This window comes from Cobetia sp. BL01, from assembly GCF_056493605.1.
Window position 1 is genome coordinate 29,782 of sequence record NZ_JBVBEE010000005.1, and the last position, 20,434, is coordinate 50,215.

Annotated in this window: 17 protein-coding genes; 10 read left to right on the forward strand and 7 right to left on the reverse strand. The window is 62.5% G+C overall.

Annotated elements, in window-relative coordinates:
* Positions 1–319 precede the first annotated feature (319 nt).
* From ACZYGA_RS10765 to ACZYGA_RS10795, 7 genes are all read left to right on the forward strand, one after another.
* Positions 320–1,456, forward strand: a complete 1,137-nt coding sequence (locus ACZYGA_RS10765) for a type I glyceraldehyde-3-phosphate dehydrogenase (protein ID WP_077379935.1) — start codon at positions 320–322, stop codon at positions 1,454–1,456.
* Positions 1,453–2,616: a phosphoglycerate kinase gene (locus tag ACZYGA_RS10770; RefSeq protein ID WP_084207733.1), complete on the forward strand. Its 1,164-nt coding sequence runs from the start codon at positions 1,453–1,455 to the stop codon at positions 2,614–2,616. Before ACZYGA_RS10765 ends, ACZYGA_RS10770 begins: the two co-directional genes overlap by 4 nt.
* A gap of 181 nt (positions 2,617–2,797) precedes the next feature.
* The gene (fba, locus tag ACZYGA_RS10775; protein ID WP_077379931.1) at positions 2,798–3,862 is read left to right on the forward strand and encodes a class II fructose-bisphosphate aldolase; all 1,065 of its coding nucleotides are present in this window, start codon (positions 2,798–2,800) and stop codon (positions 3,860–3,862) included.
* Positions 3,863–4,016: 154 nt separating this feature from the next.
* Entirely contained in the window at positions 4,017–4,391 is a 375-nt protein-coding gene (locus tag ACZYGA_RS10780) for a translation initiation factor Sui1 (RefSeq protein WP_084207732.1), read from the forward strand.
* 74 nt (positions 4,392–4,465) lie between these two features.
* On the forward strand, positions 4,466–4,915 hold the full coding sequence (locus ACZYGA_RS10785) for a YbaY family lipoprotein (protein WP_479399161.1): 450 nt from the start codon (positions 4,466–4,468) through the stop codon (positions 4,913–4,915).
* Positions 4,916–4,949: 34 nt separating this feature from the next.
* Entirely contained in the window at positions 4,950–5,870 is a 921-nt protein-coding gene (locus tag ACZYGA_RS10790) for a nuclease-related domain-containing protein (protein ID WP_077379925.1), read from the forward strand.
* A gap of 139 nt (positions 5,871–6,009) precedes the next feature.
* Positions 6,010–6,846 carry an ATP-grasp domain-containing protein gene (locus ACZYGA_RS10795; RefSeq protein ID WP_077379923.1) on the forward strand — a complete coding sequence of 279 codons (837 nt, stop codon included), beginning with the start codon at positions 6,010–6,012 and terminating at the stop codon, positions 6,844–6,846.
* Positions 6,847–6,949: 103 nt separating this feature from the next.
* Here the strand turns inward: ACZYGA_RS10795 and ACZYGA_RS10800 are convergent, their stop codons facing one another.
* The 7 genes from ACZYGA_RS10800 to ACZYGA_RS10830 all read right to left on the reverse strand — a co-directional run bounded on the left by ACZYGA_RS10800 (position 6,950) and on the right by ACZYGA_RS10830 (position 16,164).
* On the reverse strand, positions 6,950–8,701 hold the full coding sequence (locus ACZYGA_RS10800) for a BCCT family transporter (RefSeq protein ID WP_191236391.1): 1,752 nt from the start codon (positions 8,699–8,701) through the stop codon (positions 6,950–6,952).
* 350 nt (positions 8,702–9,051) lie between these two features.
* Positions 9,052–10,389 (reverse strand): deoxyguanosinetriphosphate triphosphohydrolase, encoded by a 1,338-nt coding sequence (locus ACZYGA_RS10805; RefSeq protein WP_084207729.1) that lies wholly within the window; start codon positions 10,387–10,389, stop codon positions 9,052–9,054.
* A gap of 224 nt (positions 10,390–10,613) precedes the next feature.
* The gene (ntrC, locus tag ACZYGA_RS10810) at positions 10,614–12,023 is read right to left on the reverse strand and encodes a nitrogen regulation protein NR(I) (RefSeq protein ID WP_077379917.1); all 1,410 of its coding nucleotides are present in this window, start codon (positions 12,021–12,023) and stop codon (positions 10,614–10,616) included.
* A complete protein-coding gene (gene glnL, locus ACZYGA_RS10815; protein ID WP_479399162.1) occupies positions 12,020–13,099 on the reverse strand; it encodes a nitrogen regulation protein NR(II) in 1,080 nt (359 codons plus the stop codon). Before glnL ends, ntrC begins: the two co-directional genes overlap by 4 nt.
* 313 nt (positions 13,100–13,412) lie before the next feature.
* Positions 13,413–14,054: a DUF4124 domain-containing protein gene (locus tag ACZYGA_RS10820; RefSeq protein ID WP_284729159.1), complete on the reverse strand. Its 642-nt coding sequence runs from the start codon at positions 14,052–14,054 to the stop codon at positions 13,413–13,415.
* 417 nt (positions 14,055–14,471) lie between these two features.
* Complete coding sequence (gene glnA, locus ACZYGA_RS10825) at positions 14,472–15,878, reverse strand: glutamate--ammonia ligase (protein WP_065392424.1); 1,407 nt, start codon at positions 15,876–15,878, stop codon at positions 14,472–14,474.
* Positions 15,871–16,164: a hypothetical protein gene (locus ACZYGA_RS10830; protein ID WP_136939534.1), complete on the reverse strand. Its 294-nt coding sequence runs from the start codon at positions 16,162–16,164 to the stop codon at positions 15,871–15,873. The genes glnA and ACZYGA_RS10830 overlap by 8 nt, the downstream gene beginning before the upstream one ends.
* Before the next feature lie 373 nt (positions 16,165–16,537).
* Here ACZYGA_RS10830 and typA point away from each other — a divergent pair, with 373 nt between their 5' ends.
* The 3 genes from typA (at position 16,538) to rnk (ending at position 20,429) form a co-directional block, all read left to right on the forward strand.
* A complete protein-coding gene (gene typA, locus ACZYGA_RS10835) occupies positions 16,538–18,346 on the forward strand; it encodes a translational GTPase TypA (RefSeq protein WP_077379915.1) in 1,809 nt (602 codons plus the stop codon).
* A gap of 626 nt (positions 18,347–18,972) precedes the next feature.
* Complete coding sequence (locus ACZYGA_RS10840) at positions 18,973–19,863, forward strand: WYL domain-containing protein (RefSeq protein ID WP_479399164.1); 891 nt, start codon at positions 18,973–18,975, stop codon at positions 19,861–19,863.
* Between the two features lie 152 nt (positions 19,864–20,015).
* A complete protein-coding gene (gene rnk, locus ACZYGA_RS10845; protein WP_077379911.1) occupies positions 20,016–20,429 on the forward strand; it encodes a nucleoside diphosphate kinase regulator in 414 nt (137 codons plus the stop codon).
* Positions 20,430–20,434: the final 5 nt, after the last annotated feature.

Consider the following 20,434-nt stretch of genomic DNA (forward strand, 5'->3'; position numbering starts at 1 on the left):
CCGGCTGTCGCCTGTAGTCGACGCGCTCCATGTCAGTCACAGCTTGATGACACGATTCATCCTGCATGAACGGTCATTCTCCGGCGATCCAGCCCTCGACAGACAGCGTGGATGGCGACTACACAACCCCTCCAGTTGGGTAGTGTGACTACGTGTTCTTAGACGAAAAAAACCAGAAATCAGGCGCTTGCGCGCCTTTCGCTCCCTCCGCCCAGCAAAGCGATGCGCTACCATGGACCCCCTGAAAAACACCCGGAACGAGACCTCATTGAGCCATCAGTCCCCTCTGCCCACCTCCGACGCCTCCCAGGAGGCCAGCATGCGCCTTCGCCAGGGGAACGCCCCCTTGCGAGTGGCCATCAATGGCTACGGACGCATCGGTCAGTGTGTGCTGAGAGCGCTGGTGGAACGTGAAGCACGTGGCGAGACGCTGCCACTGGAAGTGGTGGCGATCAACGAGCTGTCAGACCTGGACACCATCACCTATCTGACACGCTACGACACCACCCATGGCCGCTTCCCCGGCACGGTGGAGCAGCGCGACGGCCAGCTGGTCGTCAACGGCCATGCGATCAGCATCCTGTCCGAGGCCAATCCAGACTGCCTGCCCTGGCGGGCACTGGGGATTGACCTGGTCCTGGAGTGCTCCGGCAGCTTCAAGGACCGCGCCACCGCCGAGCGCCATCTGTCGGCAGGCGCGGGACGGCTGCTGTTCTCCCAGCCCGGCGATACCGACGCCGATGTCGATGCCACCATCGTGTGCGGCATCAACCAGTCGGCGCTGGCCCCCGCCGGGACAGGGCAGGACGCTGGCGGCATGCGCATCGTCTCGGCGGCGTCGTGTACGACCAATTGCCTGATCCCGATCCTCACGGTGCTGGAGCAGGCCTTCGGGCTGGAGCGTGGCGTCACCACCACGGTGCATTCGGCGATGAACGACCAGCCGGTGATCGACGCCTACCACCAGACGGACCTGCGCCTGACGCGCTCCGCGATGAGTTCGATCGTGCCGGTGGATACGGGGCTGGCCAAGGGCATCAACCGCCTGATGCCGCATCTGGAAGGACGCTTCGAGTGTCTGCACCTGCGGGTGCCGACCATCAACGTGTCCTGCATGGACATGTCCATCGAGGTGAAGCGCGACGTGAGCGCGGACGAGGTCAATGACCTGCTGCGCGAGGCCTGCGCACGACGCCTGCAGGGCCTGATGGGGTTGAGCGAGGAGCCGACGGCGTCCATCGACTTCAACCACGATCCGCGCTCGGGTATCGTGGATGCGACCCAGACCCGTGTTGCCGGCGGCCGGCTGATCAAGATGCTGTGCTGGTTCGACAACGAATGGGGCTTTGCCAATCGCATGCTGGACGTCGCCACCCATTGGCACGCCTGCGAGATGACAACGCCTCTGGCGACGGGAGCTCTCTCCACCGATTCACGACCAAGGAACCCGTCATGAACGTGCAAACGATGACCGCCCTCGACCTGTCAGGCAAACGCGTGCTGATCCGCGAAGATCTCAACGTGCCGGTTCGCAATGGTCAGGTGACCAGCGACGCGCGTATCCGCGCCAGCCTGCCGACCATCACGGCGGCCCGCGATGCGGGAGCGCGCGTCATGCTGATGAGCCATCTGGGCCGTCCCACCGAAGGGCAGCCGGAAGAGCAGTTCTCTCTGGCACCGGTCGCGGCACACCTGGGCGAGCTGCTGGGCAGCCCGGTGCGTCTGATCACCGACTATCTCGACACGGCACCGGACGTCGCCGAGGGCGAGGTCGTGCTGCTGGAAAACGTGCGCTTCAATGCCGGCGAGAAGAAGGACGATGAAGCGCTGTCTCGCGCCTACGCCGCCCTGTGCGACATCTACGTGATGGACGCCTTCGGCACTGCGCACCGCGCCCAGGCCTCCACCCATGGCGTGGCACGCTTCGCCCCGGACGCCTGCGCCGGCCCGCTGCTGGCCGCCGAGCTGGAAGCCCTCGAGAAGGCACTCGCCGCGCCGCGCGCGCCGATGGTCGCCATCGTCGGCGGCTCCAAGGTCTCCACCAAGCTGGACGTGCTCAAGGCGCTGTCCGACAAGTGCCATCAGCTGATCGTCGGTGGCGGCATCGCCAACACCTTCATCGCCGCCGCCGGTTACAACGTCGGCAAGTCGCTCTACGAGGCTGACCTGCTGGAGACCGCTCGCGCGCTGATGGACAAGGTCGAGATCCCGCTGCCCACCGACGTCGTCGTGGCCACCGAGTTCTCCGACAAGGCCGAGGCCATCGTGCGTGACGTTGCCGACGTGCGTGATGACGAGATGATCCTGGATATCGGCCCGGACACCGCCTCGCGCTTCGGGGCGCTGCTCAAGGATGCCGGCACCATTCTGTGGAACGGCCCGGTGGGCGTGTTCGAGATCGACCAGTTCGCCAACGGTACCGAGAAGCTGGCCATGGCCATCGCCGAGAGCGACGCCTTCTCCATCGCTGGCGGCGGGGACACCCTGGCGGCCATCGACAAATACGCTGTCGAGTCCCGCGTGTCCTACATTTCTACCGGTGGCGGTGCCTTCCTCGAGTACGTGGAAGGCAAGACGCTACCGGCCGTGGCGGCATTGGAAGCCGCTGCAAGCTGACCCGGGCTGCGCTCGAATGGCGCAGCGACAAGGTCCTCATCGACTGTCCCGGTACCCTGAGCCAGCCACATGCCCGGGGTACCCGGTAACTGGGTCACGGTAACAGGGCCATCCTCTGCCTGCGGCACAGGGTGGCCAGACGCTACTCCCTTTTCCATTCCCCAAGAAGACAGGTGATGTCATGGCATTGATCAGCATGCGCCAGATGTTGGACCACGCAGCCGAGTACGGATACGGCATTCCCGCGTTCAACGTCAACAACCTCGAGCAGATGCGCGCCATCATGGAAGCCGCCGACCACACCGACTCTCCGGTGATCGTCCAGGCCTCTGCAGGCGCTCGCAAATACGCCGGCGCGCCGTTCCTTCGCCACCTGATTCTGGCCGCGATCGAGGAATTCCCGCATATCCCGGTGGTCATGCACCAGGATCACGGCACCTCGCCAGCCGTCTGCCAGCGCTCCATCCAGCTGGGCTTCAGCTCGGTGATGATGGACGGTTCGCTGGGGGAAGATGGCAAGACCCCGACAAGCTACGAATACAATGTCGATGTGACCCGTCGCACCGTCGAGATGGCCCACGCCTGTGGCGTGTCCGTCGAAGGCGAGCTGGGTTGCCTCGGCTCGCTGGAAACCGGCATGGCCGGTGAAGAAGACGGCATCGGTGCCGAAGGCAAGCTGGACCACGACCAGATGCTGACCGACCCCGAAGAAGCCGCCGACTTCGTCAAGAAGACCCACGTCGATGCCCTGGCCATCGCCATCGGCACCTCCCACGGCGCCTACAAGTTCACCAAGCCGCCGACGGGTGACACCCTGTCCATCCAGCGCATCAAGGAAATCCACGCCCGTATCCCCGAGACTCACCTGGTGATGCACGGCTCTTCCTCCGTGCCACAGGACTGGCTGGAAATCATCAACGAATACGGTGGCAAGATTCCGGAAACCTACGGGGTTCCGGTCGACGAGATCGTCGAAGGCATCAAGCACGGCGTGCGCAAGATCAACGTCGATACCGATCTGCGCCTCGCCTCCACCGGCTCCATCCGTCGTTTCATGGCCCAGAACCCGTCTGAATTCGACCCGCGCAAGTACCTGAAGGAATCCGTGAAGGCGATGCGCGACATCTGCATCGCACGCTACGAAGCCTTCGGTGCTGCCGGCCACGGCAGCAAGATCGACCCGATCAACCTCGAAGCGATGTTCGAGCGTTACCACCGTGGCGAGCTGGACCCGAAGATCAACTGATCTGACGGCCATGCGCACGACGGCATGAACGAAAGGCGGCCCGCAGGGGCCGCCTTTTTTTGACGCATCAGGGTGCCGCTGCCGACGCGCACGGGTATCCTTTCCTCAGACACCGCCAACAACGCATCATTTTTCTGGTACCGCAGGAGACATCATGGCCTCGCTCAAGGATCAACTTTCCGGGCTTGTCTATTCCACTGAACACGGCGCCACCTGCCCCGAATGCCGCCGCGCCGAAGCCGACTGCGAGTGCGCGGACCTCGCCGAGCGCGAACGGCTCGACAGCCTCGATGGCGTGGTGCGTATCCGCCGCGAGACCAGCGGCCGCAAGGGCAAGGGCGTGACCACCGTGAGCGGGATTCCGCTGGCGGAGAAGGAACTCAAGGCGCTTGCCAAGACTCTCAAGCAGCGGTGTGGCACCGGCGGCAGCCTCAAGGACGGTATCGTGGAGATCCAGGGCGATCACCGCGAGACGCTCAAGACCGAGCTGACGCGACGCGGCTATACCGTCAAGCTGGCCGGCGGCTGAACCTGCACGCCCCGGCATCCGTCTCATCAGACATCTCGGTTGGCGGCGTATCGCCGACCGCACAAGGGACCTCCATGCTGAAACTCTCCATGCTTCATCCTTCCCGCTCTCTGGCCATCGGCGCACTGCTGCTCGGCACGCTGGGGCTGGCGGGCTGCATGACCGGCCCTGACTTCGCTCAGCTGGAGGCACGCGTGGTGCCACAGCAGGCCTTCCAGGCACCGGGTGATGCGCTGCTGGAGGTCCGCATGGTGGATATCTCCAGAGCCGATGCACCGGCCAACCTGATCGCCAGCACCCGCTTCGGCGGTCTGCGCCAGGGGCCTTTCCCGGTCAGCCTGCAATATGATCGCAATGCCATCAAGGATGGCCATCGCTATGCACTGCAGGCCGACGTGCGCAGTGACGGCAAGCTGTACTGGATCAATGACAGCGTGGTGCCGGTACTGGACACTACCCACAACGCAGCGCAGGGTGAGGTCGAGGTGCCGATCGTGCCGCTGCCACGTGCGCTGGGCCACTGAATACGCTCCCCTCTCCTGTAGATAGGACATCCCGATGGATTGGCTGGAATACCTGTTACCTGTCTTCTTTCTCACCCCGCTGGGCGCCATCGCGCTGGTGGTGCTGGGCATGCGCGGCCTGCATGAGCGCCGCATCCAGTCACCCCTGACCCGCCGCCAGCTGCGCGAGCCGGGCCAGAGCCTGCGAGACCGCCTCGATGATGCCTTCCAGTCATTGTTTCTCGATGGCGCACTGGGACCGCTCATCACCCTGAGCCCGCTGATCTATGGCATGGGACGCATGGTGTTCGGCGAAGAGCAGAACTGGCTGGAGTGGGCGGGCTATGGACTGGCCTGCGCGCTGTTCGTGTTGATCTTCGCGCTGCGCCTCACGCGCCACTTCCAGCGCATCCGCAAGTTGAAGCTGGGACTGGCCTGCGAGCTGTCCATCGGCCAGGAGCTGGATCAGCTCATTCGCCCGGAGCAGTTGAGCAGCGTGGTCTATCATGACGTCCCCGCCGACGGCTTCCATATCGACCATCTGGTGCTCACGCCGCTCGGTGCCTATGCCATCCGCACCAAGGCGCGCTCGCGTCCGCTGGATGCTCTGGGAGCGATCAAGAACGAGGTCAAGCTGGAGGATGGGCGCCTGCACTTCCCCGGCGGGCGCGAGCGCAAGCCGCTGCGCGAGACACGCGTCGCGCGTGACTGGACTGCCGCCTGGCTCAAGCGCGAGTGTGGTGTCGAGGTACCGGTACACGGCATTCTGGCGCTGCCGGGCTGGCAGATCATCCGGCGTGGTGAACAGCGCAAGGGAGACCCGGACGTCGTCAATGGCGAAGGGCTGGCCGAGTGGCTCAGCACCCATTGCATGACCCCGGAGGATGGCTGCCCGGCGCTGGATGAGGCACTCAAGCAGCGCATCAACGAGGCGATTCTGCTGCGGGTACAGGCCGAACGCATGGAAACGCCCTAGGCCAACGACTGGCGGTCTCCCATCCGCCTGTCACAAGGACTTGCCAAGCGGGCCGGCGCGACGTTAAATACGCGCCGGTCCAGCCCTGGCTCCTTGATCGCGCCGTCGCAATGATGGCGCTTCTGGCGACATATCCCCCATGAAACTCATCACCTTCGACGCATTTCGCACTCTCGGTATCGCCGGCGTTCGCTATATCAAGCCGGAACGCATGCTGGATCACCTCGACGAGATCCGCGCCGCCGACATCCTGCTGTTTCCCGAATACTGGCAGATCACCACCTTGGTCTATGGCCTGGGAAAACGCATCTTCCCGAGCCTGCCCAGCTACGCCATCGGCCACGACAAGGTCGAGCAGACGCGCGTCTTTCAGGCCATCTGCCCGGACAATGTGCCGCCCACCGAGATTCGGGGTGCCAGCCGTCAGGCAATCGACGACATCGAGGCACGCTTCGGCTATCCGCTGATCGTCAAGGAAGTGAAGAGCTCCATGGGGGCCGGGGTGAAGCTGATCCAGTCACGTGGCGAGCTGGAAGCCCACGCAGCCGAGCATCCGGTGCTGTATGCCCAGCCGCGGCTGGATATCGATCGCGACCTGCGCATCGTGGTGGTCGGTGGCGAAGTCATCACTGCCTACTGGCGCGTCACGCCGCTGGGCGGCTATCGCTCCAATGTCAGTCAGGGCGGCGAGACGGCCTATGACAACATCCCGGCGCCCGCCATCGAGCTGGCGCTGCAGCTGGCCGAGGCGCTGAGTGTCGACCACGCCGGTTTCGATATCGCGATGGTCGATGGCCATCCGATGGTCTTCGAGTTCAATCGTCTGTTCGGCAACCAGGGCATTCAGGACAGTTCACGGCGTATCGGTGCCGCCATCAGTCGCTATCTGGCCCTCGACAATGACGACAAGGACCCGACGCCGCCGGTGCTGACACCGCGCCGCGCCCGCAGCGAGACACTGCAGGAAACCGCCTGAATCATCGCCCCTGAGACTCACCAGCCCGTCATCCAGACAGCAGAAAGCCGCCCCGAGGGGCGGCTTTCTGCTGTCGGCGGCCTGATCCTTCAGGCCGGCCGGATCACAGTCGGGAAGGACGGCTGTGCGGGTCGCCTTCGACATGATTCTTGGGCGTGTCCTGCTGCGGCTTGCCCGCCGCAGGCACGTCCTCGTCCGGAATCTCCCAGGTGCCCTCTTCCGTCCAGGGGTCGTCTTCCGGGAATTCCTCGATATTGATCTCCTTGACCGTGTAATCCGGCTGGTAGCGCAGGTCATAGTGCGCGGCGCGCACGATGGAGATGCACAGCAGCAACGCCACCGCCAGCAACGGCACGCCACCGATGATCGAGGCCGTCTGCAGGGTTTCCAGCCCGCCGACGAACATCAGTACGATCGGCATGAACGACAGCGCGAAGGCCCAGAAGAGACGGTTCCAGCGCATCGGCTCCTCATCCACTTCCTTCTGGACCACGGCCGCCAGGATGTAGGAGATGGAGTCGAAGGTGGTGGCCGTGAAGATCAGTGCCAGCAGCGTGAAGGCAAAGATCACCACATAGTCCAGCGGCAGGGTATGCAGCATGGCGAAGATGGCAGCGGTCGGGCTCTGCTCGTTGAGTATGGTCACCACGTCCAGCTCACCTGACAGCTGCAGGTACAGGCCGTAGTTGCCCATCACCATGAAGAACAGGAAGCAGCCCATGGTGCCGAAGAACATCGAGCCCGCCACCATCGCGCGAATGGTGCGACCCCGCGAGATGCGCGCGATGAACAGCCCCACGCTGGGCGCGAACACCAGCCACCAGGCCCAGTAGAAGATGGTCCAGTCCTGCGGGAAGTGGGTGTTCTCGAAGCCCTTGAACTCGGCGAACGGCTCAAGCCAGGTCGCCATGTGGATCAGATTGCTCATCACGCGCCCCAGCGCGTCCAGACCGGTATTGGCCATGAACAGGGTCGGACCTGCGATGAAGATGAACAGCAGCAACCCGACCGCCAGCCAGAAGTTGATATCCGACAGCAGCTTGATGCCCTTCTTGAGCCCCACGTAGGCGCTGTAGCCGAACAGCGCGGTACACACCAGCAGCACGACGACCTGGGTCATCAGCGACTTGGGTACGCCGAACAGCTCATGCACCCCCTCGTTGATCATCGGAGCTGCCAGACCGAGCGTGGTCGCCCCGCCACCCAGCATGCCGAAGACGAAGCTGATGTCGACCAGCTTGCCCAGCCAGCCACGCGCCAGCTTTTCGCCGAGCACCGGCATCAGCGCCTCGGAAATCTTCAGGACACTGTGGTGACGCACGTAGTAGAAGTAGGCGATCGGCACGGCGGGAATCAGATAGATCGCCCACGCCAGCGGCCCCCAGTGGAAGATACCGTAGGCGGCGGCCCATTCCGCGGCCTCCGGTGTCTGGCCTTCCACATGGAACGGCGGCGACTGGTAGTAGTAGACCCACTCGATCATCGACCAGTAGAGGATGGAGGCCCCGATACCGGCGCAGAACAGCATGGCCGCCCACGACACGATCGAGAACTCGGGCTTCTCTTCGGCGTCGCCCAGCTTGATCTGCCCGATATCACTGAAGATGATGTAGATCATGAAGCCACCGGCTCCGACACCCAGCATCAGGTAGAGCACACCCAGCTTGCTGGTGACGAAATTCTTGGCCGCCGATACCCACATCGCACCCTGCTCGGGGAAGATGACCAATGGCAACGTCACTGCCAGCAGCAGAAAGATCGAGCCGAAGAAGGTCGGCTTGTCGATCATGTCGAAGGCCTTCTCTGGCTTGTTCTCCGCGTTGGCAGCGGTTCCTCCGGGGGTTTTCTTGCTCATAAATAAGCCTCGTTTATCGTTATTGCCCTGCATGATAATAGCTTATCATGAATGAAAAGTGACCTGCGCGTTCACACTTCGTACAAAGCTAGTACAACAACTCGATAGGCTACGTAAAGAAAATTTACCGCTTGTCAGCGCAAGGACGTCACGCGAGACAGCAGCCGGCCAGGATCACGTCGACGGAGACATCGAGGAAAAGAGGGACGGAGGGAAAGCGGGAAAGGAGTTGCCGGAACAGATGGGGCGCGTGACCGGCAGGAGGCCGGCAAGGCAACGCGGAAATGACACGACAGACCACGACTGCCCGGCACGGCTTGCCGGGCAGTCGTCACCCTCGAGCGGAAGGCTCAGTCGCCGCGCAGGCGGCCACCCATCTCCTGAGCGAGATCCACGGCGAAGTGATCGGTCATGCCGCCGATGAAATCGAGCATGCGCCGGTAACTGCGGTAGAGATCCCAGTCACGCGTCGGGGTGTTCTCGCCGATCAGCGCCAGCACGCGCTGATGCTTGAAGCTGGAGCGCCCCGTGGTGTGCAGCTCATGGGCAGCCCCGATGAAGGCTTCAAGCAGGATGCCCAGCGTGGTGTAGGCGCCGATTTCCAGCTTGGCCTTGCGCTCGTTGCGAAAGATCTTCTGGCGCGCCAGATTCTTGGCTTCCCGCACGCCCCAGCCGAGATCGGGATGACACAGATCCAGCAGGTCCTCACTGAGGGTGCCCGCCAGCAATTCCGCCTCATGCTGCACGAAGGCCTGGGCCACGTCATTGACCGCCCGCTCCATCGCCGCGCCCCTGAGGGCCGCCACCTTGCGCCGCTGTGACGTGCCACGCGCGACCATGTCGTCATACTCCCGCGGCGCGCCACCACTGATGCCGGTCAGAATCTCGTAGACCTCCTCGAACTGCAGTATGCCCATCTCGAGGCCATCCTCGAGATCGAGCAGCGCATAGCAGATGTCATCGGCGGCCTCGACCAGCCACGCCAACGGGTGGCGACACCAGCGGCCATCGTCACGCGCCAGCAGCCCGCAGCGCTCGGCCACCTGATCCAGCAGTTCACGCTCACTCTGGTAGCAACCGAACTTGCCGCCTGCCGTGGCGTGCTTCACCGTCCAGGGATACTTGAGCAGGGTGCCCAGCGTCGCCGCCGTCAGGCGCATGCCGCCATGAAACTGGTTGTATTCGATCTGGGTGACGATACGAAAGCCCTGGGCGTTGCCTTCATAGGTGAGCAGGTCTTCGCGCTCGGCCTCGCTCAAGCCTGACAGACGCCCGTGGTCGCTGGCGGCCTCTGCGGCAAACCAGTCCCGGATGGCATATTCTCCGGCATGCCCGAAGGGTGGGTTGCCGATGTCATGTCCCAGACAGCCGGTCTGGACGATGACGCCGAGGTCGGCGGGCGTGACCCACTCGGGCAGATGGTCCTTCAACTTCTCGCCGACCATCATGCCTAGCGAACGCCCGACGCAGCCGACCTCCAGGGAGTGGGTCAGACGCGTGTGGATGTGGTCGTTGTCGGTCAGCGGATGCACCTGGGTCTTGCGACCCAGCCGTCGGAAGGAGCCCGCGAACACGATCCGGTCGTGATCCTTGTGGAAGGGCGTACGGCCCATCTCACGCGATACGGTGCCCGGTGCGTCATGCAGGCGACTCGGCTCCAGCAGTCGTTCCCAGTTCATTGATGACATCAGGCAACTCCTTGGCAGGCGCCCGAGAAACGACGCCGGCGAGCAGACAACGGTGAATGACGGGCAGAAAAAAAGAGAACAGGGATTGTGGCACCCTGTTCTCTTTCTCTCCAGACCGCTGGGCGGTTCTCCTGTCCGCCCAGACGGTTTCTCTACCCGCTCAGGCGGTTCATCACCCGCTCAGTCTGAGAAGGGTGCTCGACACTGCCTGGCGCCGGGGCGGCTCAATCCTCGGCCAGTGCCGGCAACAGCACCTTGAGCTTGCGCGTCAGCGTGTTGCGTCCCCAGCCCAGCAACTCGGCGGCTTCGCCCTTGCGACCGCCGGTATGCTTGAGCGCCGTCTCGATCAGGATGCGCTCGAAGTCGGGCACCGCCTCTTCCAGCAGATGGGTATGGCCGGCGGCGAGCGCGCGGTCCGCCCACTCACGGAAGGCACCACGCCAGTCCCCGGACGCGGCCTCGGTGCCACTGACGTCACGCAGTTCCGGCGGCAGATCCTCGACCATCACCTCGCGGCCCGAGGCCATCACCGTCAGCCAGCGACAGGTGTTCTCCAGCTGACGTACGTTGCCCGGCCAGTCGAAGCGCGTGAGGTGCTTCTCGGCCGCCTCGGTGAGCACCTTGGGGTCCGTGGCCAGCTCGCGTGCGGCTTCAGCGAGGAAGTGCTGCATCAGGCGCGGGATGTCCTCACGGCGCTCTGACAGCCGCGGCAGGTGGACGCGAATCACGTTGAGGCGGTGGAAGAGATCCTCGCGGAAACGACCATCCTCCACCAACGCCTCCAGGTGCTGGTGGGTCGCGGCGATGATACGCACATCCACCTTGACCGGCGTGATGCCCCCCACGCGGTAGAACTCGCCATCCGCCAGCACCCGCAACAGGCGTGTCTGGGTTTCCGCCGGCATGTCGCCGATCTCGTCCAGGAACAGGGTGCCACCATCGGCCTGCTCGAAGCGTCCGCGACGCAGAGCGGTGGCACCGGTGAAGGCGCCCTTCTCGTGGCCGAAGAGCTCTGACTCCATCAGGTCCTTGGGGATCGCCGCCATGTTCAGCGCGATGAACGGCTTGGCCTTGCGGGGCGAATGCTGATGCAGCGCCTGGGCGACACGCTCCTTGCCGGTCCCGGATTCGCCGTTGATCAGTACGGTGATGTGCGACTGGGACAGGCGACCGATGGCCCGAAAGACCTCCTGCATCGCTGGCGCTTCCCCGATGATCTCCTTGGTCAATCCTTCCGGCACCACCGCGGGGGCCTTGGATTCCCGCGCGTGCGCCACGGCGCGCCGCACCAGCGCCAGCGCCTCATCGACATCGAAGGGCTTGGGCAGATACTCGAAGGCACCGCCCTGATAGGAGGCCACGGCACTGTCGAGGTCGGAATGGGCCGTCATCACGATCACCGGCAGGTCCGGATAACGCTCGCGGACTCGTGCCATCAGATCGAGGCCATCGATACCGGGCATGCGGATGTCGGTGATCAGCACATCCGGGCACTGGCGCATGATGCTGGCTTCTGCCTGATCCGGGCGCTCGAAGCTTTCCACCTCGAGGTCAGGCTGGGCCAGAGCGCGCTCCAGTACCCAGCGGATGGCGCGGTCATCATCGACGATACAGACGCGTGCAGTCTCGCTCATGAGGGATCTCCAGAAGTGCCGGCAAGCGGGATTAATAGTCGGAATTCGGTATGGCCGGGGCGCGAGTCACACTCGATCAACCCCTGATGCTGGTGCAGGATGCCCTGGGCGATGGAAAGCCCGAGCCCTGAGCCTTCGGCGCGCCCCGAGACCATCGGGTAGAACAGCGTCTCGCGCAGCGCCTCGGGGATGCCCGGGCCGTTGTCGCTGATCGCCAGCTCGCAGACCAGACGATGGCGCTCATGACCCAGCGTAAACTGCCGCCGGGCCCGCGTGCGCAGGGTGATCTCCCAGGGCGCCTCATTGTCATCGGCTGATTCGGGCTGCGGCTGCTCGTTGAGGGCCTGGGTCGCGTTGCGCGCGATGTTGAGCACCGCCTGGATCAACTGGCCTTCATCGCCGATGACTTCAGGAAGGCTCGGGTCATAGTCGGCCGTCAGCTTGATGTGATGCCCTTCCGCCGCCAGCAGGGAGCGCACCCGCTCGGTCACCGAGTGGATATTGACCGGCGACTGCAGCGGTGGCCGATTCGGCCCCAGCATGCGATCGACCAGATCGCGCAGGCGATCCACCTCCTCGATGATGATGCGCGTGAACTCCACCATCTGCGGCTCCGGCAGATCGCGCTCCAGCAACTGGGCCGCGCCCCGGATACCGCCAAGCGGGTTCTTCACTTCATGCGCCAGCCCGCGTGTCAGCACCTTGACGGCTTCCTGCCGAGCGATCAGCGCCTCCTCGCGGGAGATCTGCATCAGACGATCACGCGGCTCGATTTCCACCAGCAGCTCATTGGCGCTGACCGGGGTCGCGGTGAAGTCCACCGTCAGCGGCTCGTTGGCCGCATTGACGATCTCGGCCTCACGCTGGGTATAGGGATGCTGTTCTTCCAGCGCCTTGCGCAGCACCTTAATGGGCTCTTCATCCAGCCCGGTCAGATGTTCAGGGGAGCTGCCCTTGACGCGCACCAGGCTGACCGCCAATAGCGTCTCGGCCGCCGGGTTCAGCCATACCACGCGCAGCTGTGCATCCAGCACCACCACGGCAGTATTCAGGTGTTCGAGCAGTCGTTGATGCATGCCTTTATCCGCCATTCGCAGTACGTCTCCCTGTTCTGCAATAACCGCGCCAGTCTGGTGCAAATGCCGCGTGCATGGCACCCGCGCCGATGCACCTCTTTCGGGCGTCGATTTGAAGCACCATTATGGTGCACCAAAGGATCGCACTGCCAACCCGATGCAGCAGACCTGCTCATCAGCGGGCGTGCTGCTGCATCGCGGGCGATACCGTTGCCAGACCTGGCGACAAAAAAGGCCACCCGAAGGTGGCCTGATGACCTGGCGCGCGAGTCACGTGTCGTTCGCAAGCCAGGAGGGCTGTCACCCCCGTCTCTCAGCCACCCCCGGCATTGGCCGGGTTGTTGGGATTGCGCGGGAGATTGACGCTGGCGCGTTGCACGTAGACCACTCGGGGCTCGGTGGTCTGGCGCACTCGTCCGGAGGCATCCAGCAGCTCCGCCTGGATGACATGCTTGCCACGCTCGAGCCCCGGCACCATGAAGACACTGCTGTTCATGGCCGATTGCGACGGCGCGCCATCCACGGTCACGCGTACCTTATGCTCGGGACGCAGCTGCGGCTCGATGGCCAGGCGCACCGCCAGGTTGCCGGCCTGCCCCGTGGGCAGCGTCTCTTCATTGCTCGGGCTCTGGATGAAGAAGCGGGTATAGCCACGGAAGCTGACATCCACGGCAGGCGCGGAGGGTCGGCTACGGGAAGCGGTCTCGGACGGGGAAGATGACACGCCACGCGAAGCAGGCGCGCGCGAGGGAGCAGACTCGGTGGAAGGCACCACACTTAGCGGCGTCAGCTTGACCTTGCTGCCGCCCGCCGGCTGATCACTGAACACCACGTTGCCGTTGGCATCCACGTGCCGGTAGACCTGAGCCGCCTCGAGCTCCGCCGAGACGCTGCCCAGGGCCAGCACCGCTGACAGGCAGAGGCCGAGCGTCGTCATGCCGGGCAGGCGAGCCATCCGCCGCATTCCCTTGACCGGCAAGGACCTGCTGTCACCCACTGAACCGATGCCACGCGAAGAAGAAGTGAAGGGCCACATCCGGGAATTCCTGAAGAAGTCATGGGAAGCCAGAAGCGCGCATCCGCTCCTGCCAGTCGTGTCACTCACTCGAACGCTACCAGCGTGCCAGAAGTGACATATCCTGCTGCCAAGTTACAAAGCTTCCCGCGTTGATACCAGCCCTGCTTGTTGCGACGCGACTTTCCGCGACGGGTCGCGGGTCCTGGACAGCCGGGAGTCAGCTCTTGGAGCACATGTCTCAGAAACGAGAACAGGGCCATACCTGTCGGTATGACCCTGTGTGTCTCGCCTCACGCATGCCCCGCGCTCAGACTGCTCCGGGCGGGGCCGTGAGCGACATGCGCCGTCGGTAGATCAGACGCTGTAGTACATGTCGAATTCGAGCGGGTGAGTCGCCATGCGCAGGCGCTGGATGTCTTCGCCCTTCAGCTCGAGGTAGGCATCGATCATGTCGTCGGTGAAGACGCCACCCTGGGTCAGGAACTCACGATCGCCGTCCAGCGCGGTCAGTGCCTGTTCGAGGCTCTCGGCCACGGTCGGGATGGACTTGGCTTCTTCGGCCGGCAGGTCGTAGAGGTTCTTGTCCATGGCATCGCCCGGGTGGATCTTGTTCTTGATGCCGTCGATACCGGCCATCAGCATCGCGGAGAACGCCAGGTACGGGTTGGCCGTCGGATCCGGGAAGCGAGCCTCGACACGCTTGCCTTTCGGGCTGGCGGTGTACGGGATACGGATGGAAGCGGAACGGTTGCGGGCAGAGTAGGCCAGCATGACCGGGGCTTCGAAGCCCGGCACCAGACGCTTGTAGGAGTTGGTGGACGCATTGGTGAAGGCGTTCAGCGCACGAGCGTGCTTGATGATGCCGCCAATGTAGTAGAGGGCCATTTCGGACAGACCCGCGTACTCGTCACCGGCGAACTGGTTGTCGCCATCCTTCCAGAAGGACTGGTGAACGTGCATGCCGGAACCGTTGTCACCGACCAGCGGCTTGGGCATGAAGGTCGCGGACTTGCCGTAAGCGTGCGCCACGTTGTGGATCACGTACTTGAGTTCCTGAACCTCATCGGCCTTCTTGACCAGGGTGTTGAACTTGACACCGATCTCGTTCTGGCCGGCGTTCGCCACTTCGTGGTGGTGAACTTCGACTTCCTGACCGATGGCTTCCAGGGTGTTGCACATGGCAGCACGGATATCGTGGAAGCTATCGATCGGCGGGACCGGGAAGTAGCCGCCCTTCAGACGCGGACGGTGACCCAGGTTGCCGCCTTCCGGCGTGGAATCGGTCGCCCATGCACCTTCTTCGGAAGAGATCTTGAACATCGCGCCGTTCATCTCGTTCTTCCAGTGCACTTCATCGAAGATGAAGAATTCCGGCTCCGGACCAAAGAAGGCAGTATCGCCCAGACCGGTGGACTTCAGATATTCCTCGGCACGCTTGGCGACGGAACGCGGGTCGCGCTCATAGCCCTGCATGGTGGCCGGCTCGATGACGTCACAGCGCAGCACCAGAGTGGTGTCTTCGGTGAACGGGTCAAGGAAGGCAGTGCCGTCGTCCGGCATCAGGATCATGTCGGACTCGTTGATGCCCTTCCAACCTTCGATAGAAGAACCATCGAACATCTGACCATTCTCGAAGAATTCTTCGTCAACCGTGCGCGCCGGGATGGAGACGTGCTGCTCCTTGCCCTTGGTGTCGGTGAAGCGCAGATCAACCCACTTGACTTCGTGTTCTTCAATCAGGGCAAGTGTCTTCTCAGCCATGGTAATTCTCCGATGGAGCCGGCGGCTCGGTTGCAGTTGGTGTCAGCGTTGTCTGTTCAGGTCTTTCGTTGTCTGTCTTTTTTCTCATGGTCAGCCAATGGATGCCAGCCATGAAGAGGATGACCTGATAATGCATCGAGCGTGCCAGAATGAAGCACACCAGAACATCAACAACAATAACTAACTGAAAACAATGAAGAAATACATGCACCCAAAGATGACATGCTGGATTTTGCAGCGAGAAACATGACCCCACAAGGTGCAGAAAAGAGGATTGCGCAGGCACGAATTATCATATTGGTGCATCAAAAAATGCCCTGGCACCAATATGGTGCACAGCGAGCCATCAGGCCGATCTGACCGGTCACATCAGCCTCACGCTGGCCGCGTCAATTCGAGAGAACTCGCTGTCGATGACGGTCTTTTTCGCTCGTGATCGTCATGGCAGCCCCTGGCCACAAGTTTTTTTTCATCTGTCACAAGCGCGCGGAAAAGACTTGAGAGACAATCATTTGGGCACTTCAGGCCAATCCATGGCCCTCACTGACCCGCCTCGTGAATGCACGATGCTGGCAGGAGGCATGCCATGCCCCCTATAATGCGCCCCAAATCACAAGCGCCCGGTACGCGAGCGCCCATTTTCCGCACAGGTTCCCGTCGTGATCGAGAAACTTCGCAACATAGCCATCATCGCCCACGTTGACCACGGTAAAACTACCCTAGTCGACAAGCTCCTGAGTCAGTCTGGCACCCTGGACCGCAAGGCCGAGGGTCAGGAACGCATCATGGATTCCAACGACCAGGAAAAAGAGCGCGGCATCACCATTCTCGCGAAGAACACCGCGATCCAGTGGAACGATTACCACATCAACATCGTGGATACCCCTGGGCACGCTGACTTCGGTGGCGAAGTCGAGCGCGTGATGTCCATGGTCGATTCCGTGCTGCTGCTGGTCGATGCTGTCGATGGCCCGATGCCGCAGACTCGCTTCGTGACCCAGAAGGCTTTCGCCCAGGGTCTGAAGCCGATCGTCGTCGTCAACAAGATCGACCGTCCGGGCTCTCGTCCTGACTGGGTCGTCGACCAGATCTTCGATCTGTTCGACAACCTGGGCGCGACCGACGAGCAGCTCGACTTCCCGATCATCTACTGCTCTGCCCTCAACGGCATTGCCGGCATGGATCCGGAAGACCTGCAAGACACCATGGACCCGATGTTCCAGTCCATCGTCGACATCGTCGAGCCGCCGAAGGTCGAGCTGGACGGTCCGTTCCAGATGCAGATCTCCGCACTGGACTACAACAGCTACGTCGGCGTCATCGGTCTGGGCCGCATCAAGCGCGGTTCTGTCAGCCCGGGTCAGCAGGTTTCCATCGTCACCAAGGAAGGCGCTGTCCGCAAGGGCAAGATCGGCCAGGTCATGACCCACATGGGTCTGGACCGCGTGCAGACCGACAAGGCGACCGCCGGCGACATCGTCTGCATCACCGGTATCGAGAACCTCGCGATCTCCGACACCATCTGCGACACCGCGACCGTCGAAGCGCTGCCGCCGCTGACCGTCGATGAGCCGACCGTCTCCATGACCTTCCAGGTCAATGACTCTCCGTTCGCCGGTCAGGACGGCAAGTTCGTCACCAGCCGCAACATCCGTGAGCGTCTGGATCAGGAACTGATCCACAACGTCGCCCTGCGCGTCGAACAGGGTGAGACGCCGGAGAAATTCGTCGTTTCCGGCCGTGGTGAGCTGCACCTCTCCGTGCTGATCGAATCCATGCGTCGTGAAGGCTTCGAGCTGGCCGTGGGCCGCCCGGAAGTCATCATCAAGGAAATCGACGGCAAGAAGCAGGAGCCGTACGAAGAAGTCATCATCGACTGTGAAGAGCAGCACCAGGGCTCCATCATGGAAGAGCTGGGCTACCGCAAGGGTGAGCTGACCAACATGAACCCGGATGGCAAGGGTCGTGTGCGTCTGGACTTCATCATCCCGTCACGTGGTCTGATCGGCTTCCGTGGCCAGTTCCTGACCCTGACCTCCGGTACCGGCATCCTGACCAGCCGCTTCGATCACTACGGTGACCTGAAGGAAGGCGCAGGCGTCGAGCGTCGCAACGGTGTCATGATCTCCATGGTGCCGGGCAAGGCACTGTCCTACGCCCTGTACACTCTGCAGGAGCGCGGCAAGCTGATCATCGGTCACGGTACCGAAGTCTATGAAGGCATGCTGGTGGGTATCCACAACCGTGCCAACGACCTGGTCGTCAACCCGACCAAGGCCAAGAAGCTGGATAACATGCGCTCCACCGGCAACGACGAGAACATCGTGCTGACGCCGCCGATCCGCTTCACTCTGGAACAGGCGATCGAGTTCCTGGATTCCGATGAGCTGGTGGAAGTCACTCCGCTGCACATCCGTATCCGCAAGAAGTACCTGAAAGAGAACGAGCGCAAGCGCGCCAGCAAGTAAGACGCTGCCCGTGCAGCCCTCCACCCCAAGTGGAGGGCAAGCCTGAAACGCAAAAGACCCGCCTCCCGGCGGGTCTTTTGCGTTTCAGGCTTGAACAACGCCACTTCCCTAATACTCGAGCATGTCATTGCAGATAGTGCGTCGCCATTAGGGCCGGCAGTTTCCCCCCTCAAACGTCCGTTCCTTGGCCTAACGCGTTCTAACCTCTTAAATGTGAGTCATATCAAGCTTCTGTTGTTGCGCATATCGCAGTGCTGCTCTCTTCCACCCGGCGATAGTGGTTTTCGGATGCGCCAACTTGTTGCCCGTAATGGCCAGAAGCCGCAATAGAAAACTGGAACCTGTTTATATGGCAACAGATTATTTCAATGCGTCACTTTCATGCGACGCAATGAAGTCGCGCCTTTCGCGGACACTGGGGTCAACGCATCCGAACAGGTATCTTCTGCCGGAGCTTTTTTCATGCCTACCCAGCATTTAAGAAGTCCTCAGCCATCACAGGAAGCCCGGAACCGGGTCATCTTCCCGATCATCAATGACGCCTGCCACGCGCTGCCATTGCCAGGGCCCTCTCCAGCAATCTCGCATTTCGGCGCCATAGAAGACCCGTATGAAAGGATTCATCAATGAGCATCAAGGAACGCCTGGAAACCCTGCCCTGGGACACGCTGGCACGCTACCGTCTGATCGAGATCATCGCCCTGTGGGAAGGCCGCGTCACGTCACGTCATCTGGGCAACGCCTTCGGGATAGCACGCCAGCAGGCGTCACGCGTCATGAAGACCTATCGCGAGACCGTCGCCGAACACAATCTTGAATATGATCCCGTGATCAAGGGCTACCGCCCCTCCGCCAATTTTCACCCGATGCTGACGCGGGGTGAGGTGGATGAATATCTGCAGCTGCTCGGCAATCATGACAATCTGAATCCCCACTTCACCGGACTCGGACTCGGTCAGGCCAACACCGAGGCGCTCCGCTTGCCGTCCCGCAGCGCCAGCCCGCCCGTGGTCCGGACATTGATTGAAGCGGCCAGCCAGGGAGCACGCCTGGAGGTCACCTACACCTCTTTGAACTCCCCTCAGGGGGAAGAGCGTATCCTGTGTCCACATACGCTGGTCTATGCCGCAGGTCGCTGGCATGTGCGGGCCTTCTGTGAGAAGAACCGGGCTTTTCGCGACTTCGTGCTGTCTCGATTCCGCGATGTCCCTGAGCTGTTCGGCGAGGCCCTTGAAGGCAGTCAACGTGAATTCGATGACGGCTGGGAAACCCGGGTCACCCTGCGCCTGGGGGCAGACCCTCGCCTGACGCCAGATGAGCGTGGCCTGATCGAACAGGACCACGGCATGGTCGACGGCGAGCTTCACCTCCCGACTCGCGGCGCCCTCGTCCAGTATGTGCTGCGTGAGCTGGGCATCAATCCGGATTATCTGGATGAGTCGCCCCGTGCGCAGCAATTGGTGGTGTTGAATCATGCCGAGATCAGCGACTGGTTGTTCGTCAGCTCCAGCGCCTGAAACGATGGCTTGCAGGACTATCCAGCGCTGAGTGAAGTTTATATGATGACTTCTGCACACAGTCCTTCGCCTACCCGGCGGAGGGCTGTTTTTTTGGTAACTCGCCAGGCCTTGTCAGCAAGGCGCGGATACCACACCTGACAGGAGGTCACATGGCCACACTTCCCTCGATCATCATCAATCGTCTGGATGCCGAACGCCTCGAGCGCCTGATTGATCGCGTCTCGGCTGCCGACCGCCAGGTGGCGGAACAGCTTGAGGACGAACTGGAGCGCGGCGATATCGTCGAGCCTCACGAGGTGCCCGCCGATATCGTCAGCATGAACAGCCGCGTGGAGTTCACGGATCTGACCCGCCAGCAGACCCTGATACGCACGTTGGTCTATCCACACGCCCTGTCAGACCAGCAGGATGGCCTGTCAGTACTGGCGCCTCTGGGAGCCGCTCTGCTGGGGCTGCGGGTCGGTAGCCTCATCGAGTGGCAGCTGCCGGATGGCAGCCTGCACGAGGTACGCATCGAGGCGCTCCACTACCAGCCGGAAAGCGCGGGCGATCTGCATCGCTGACAGCG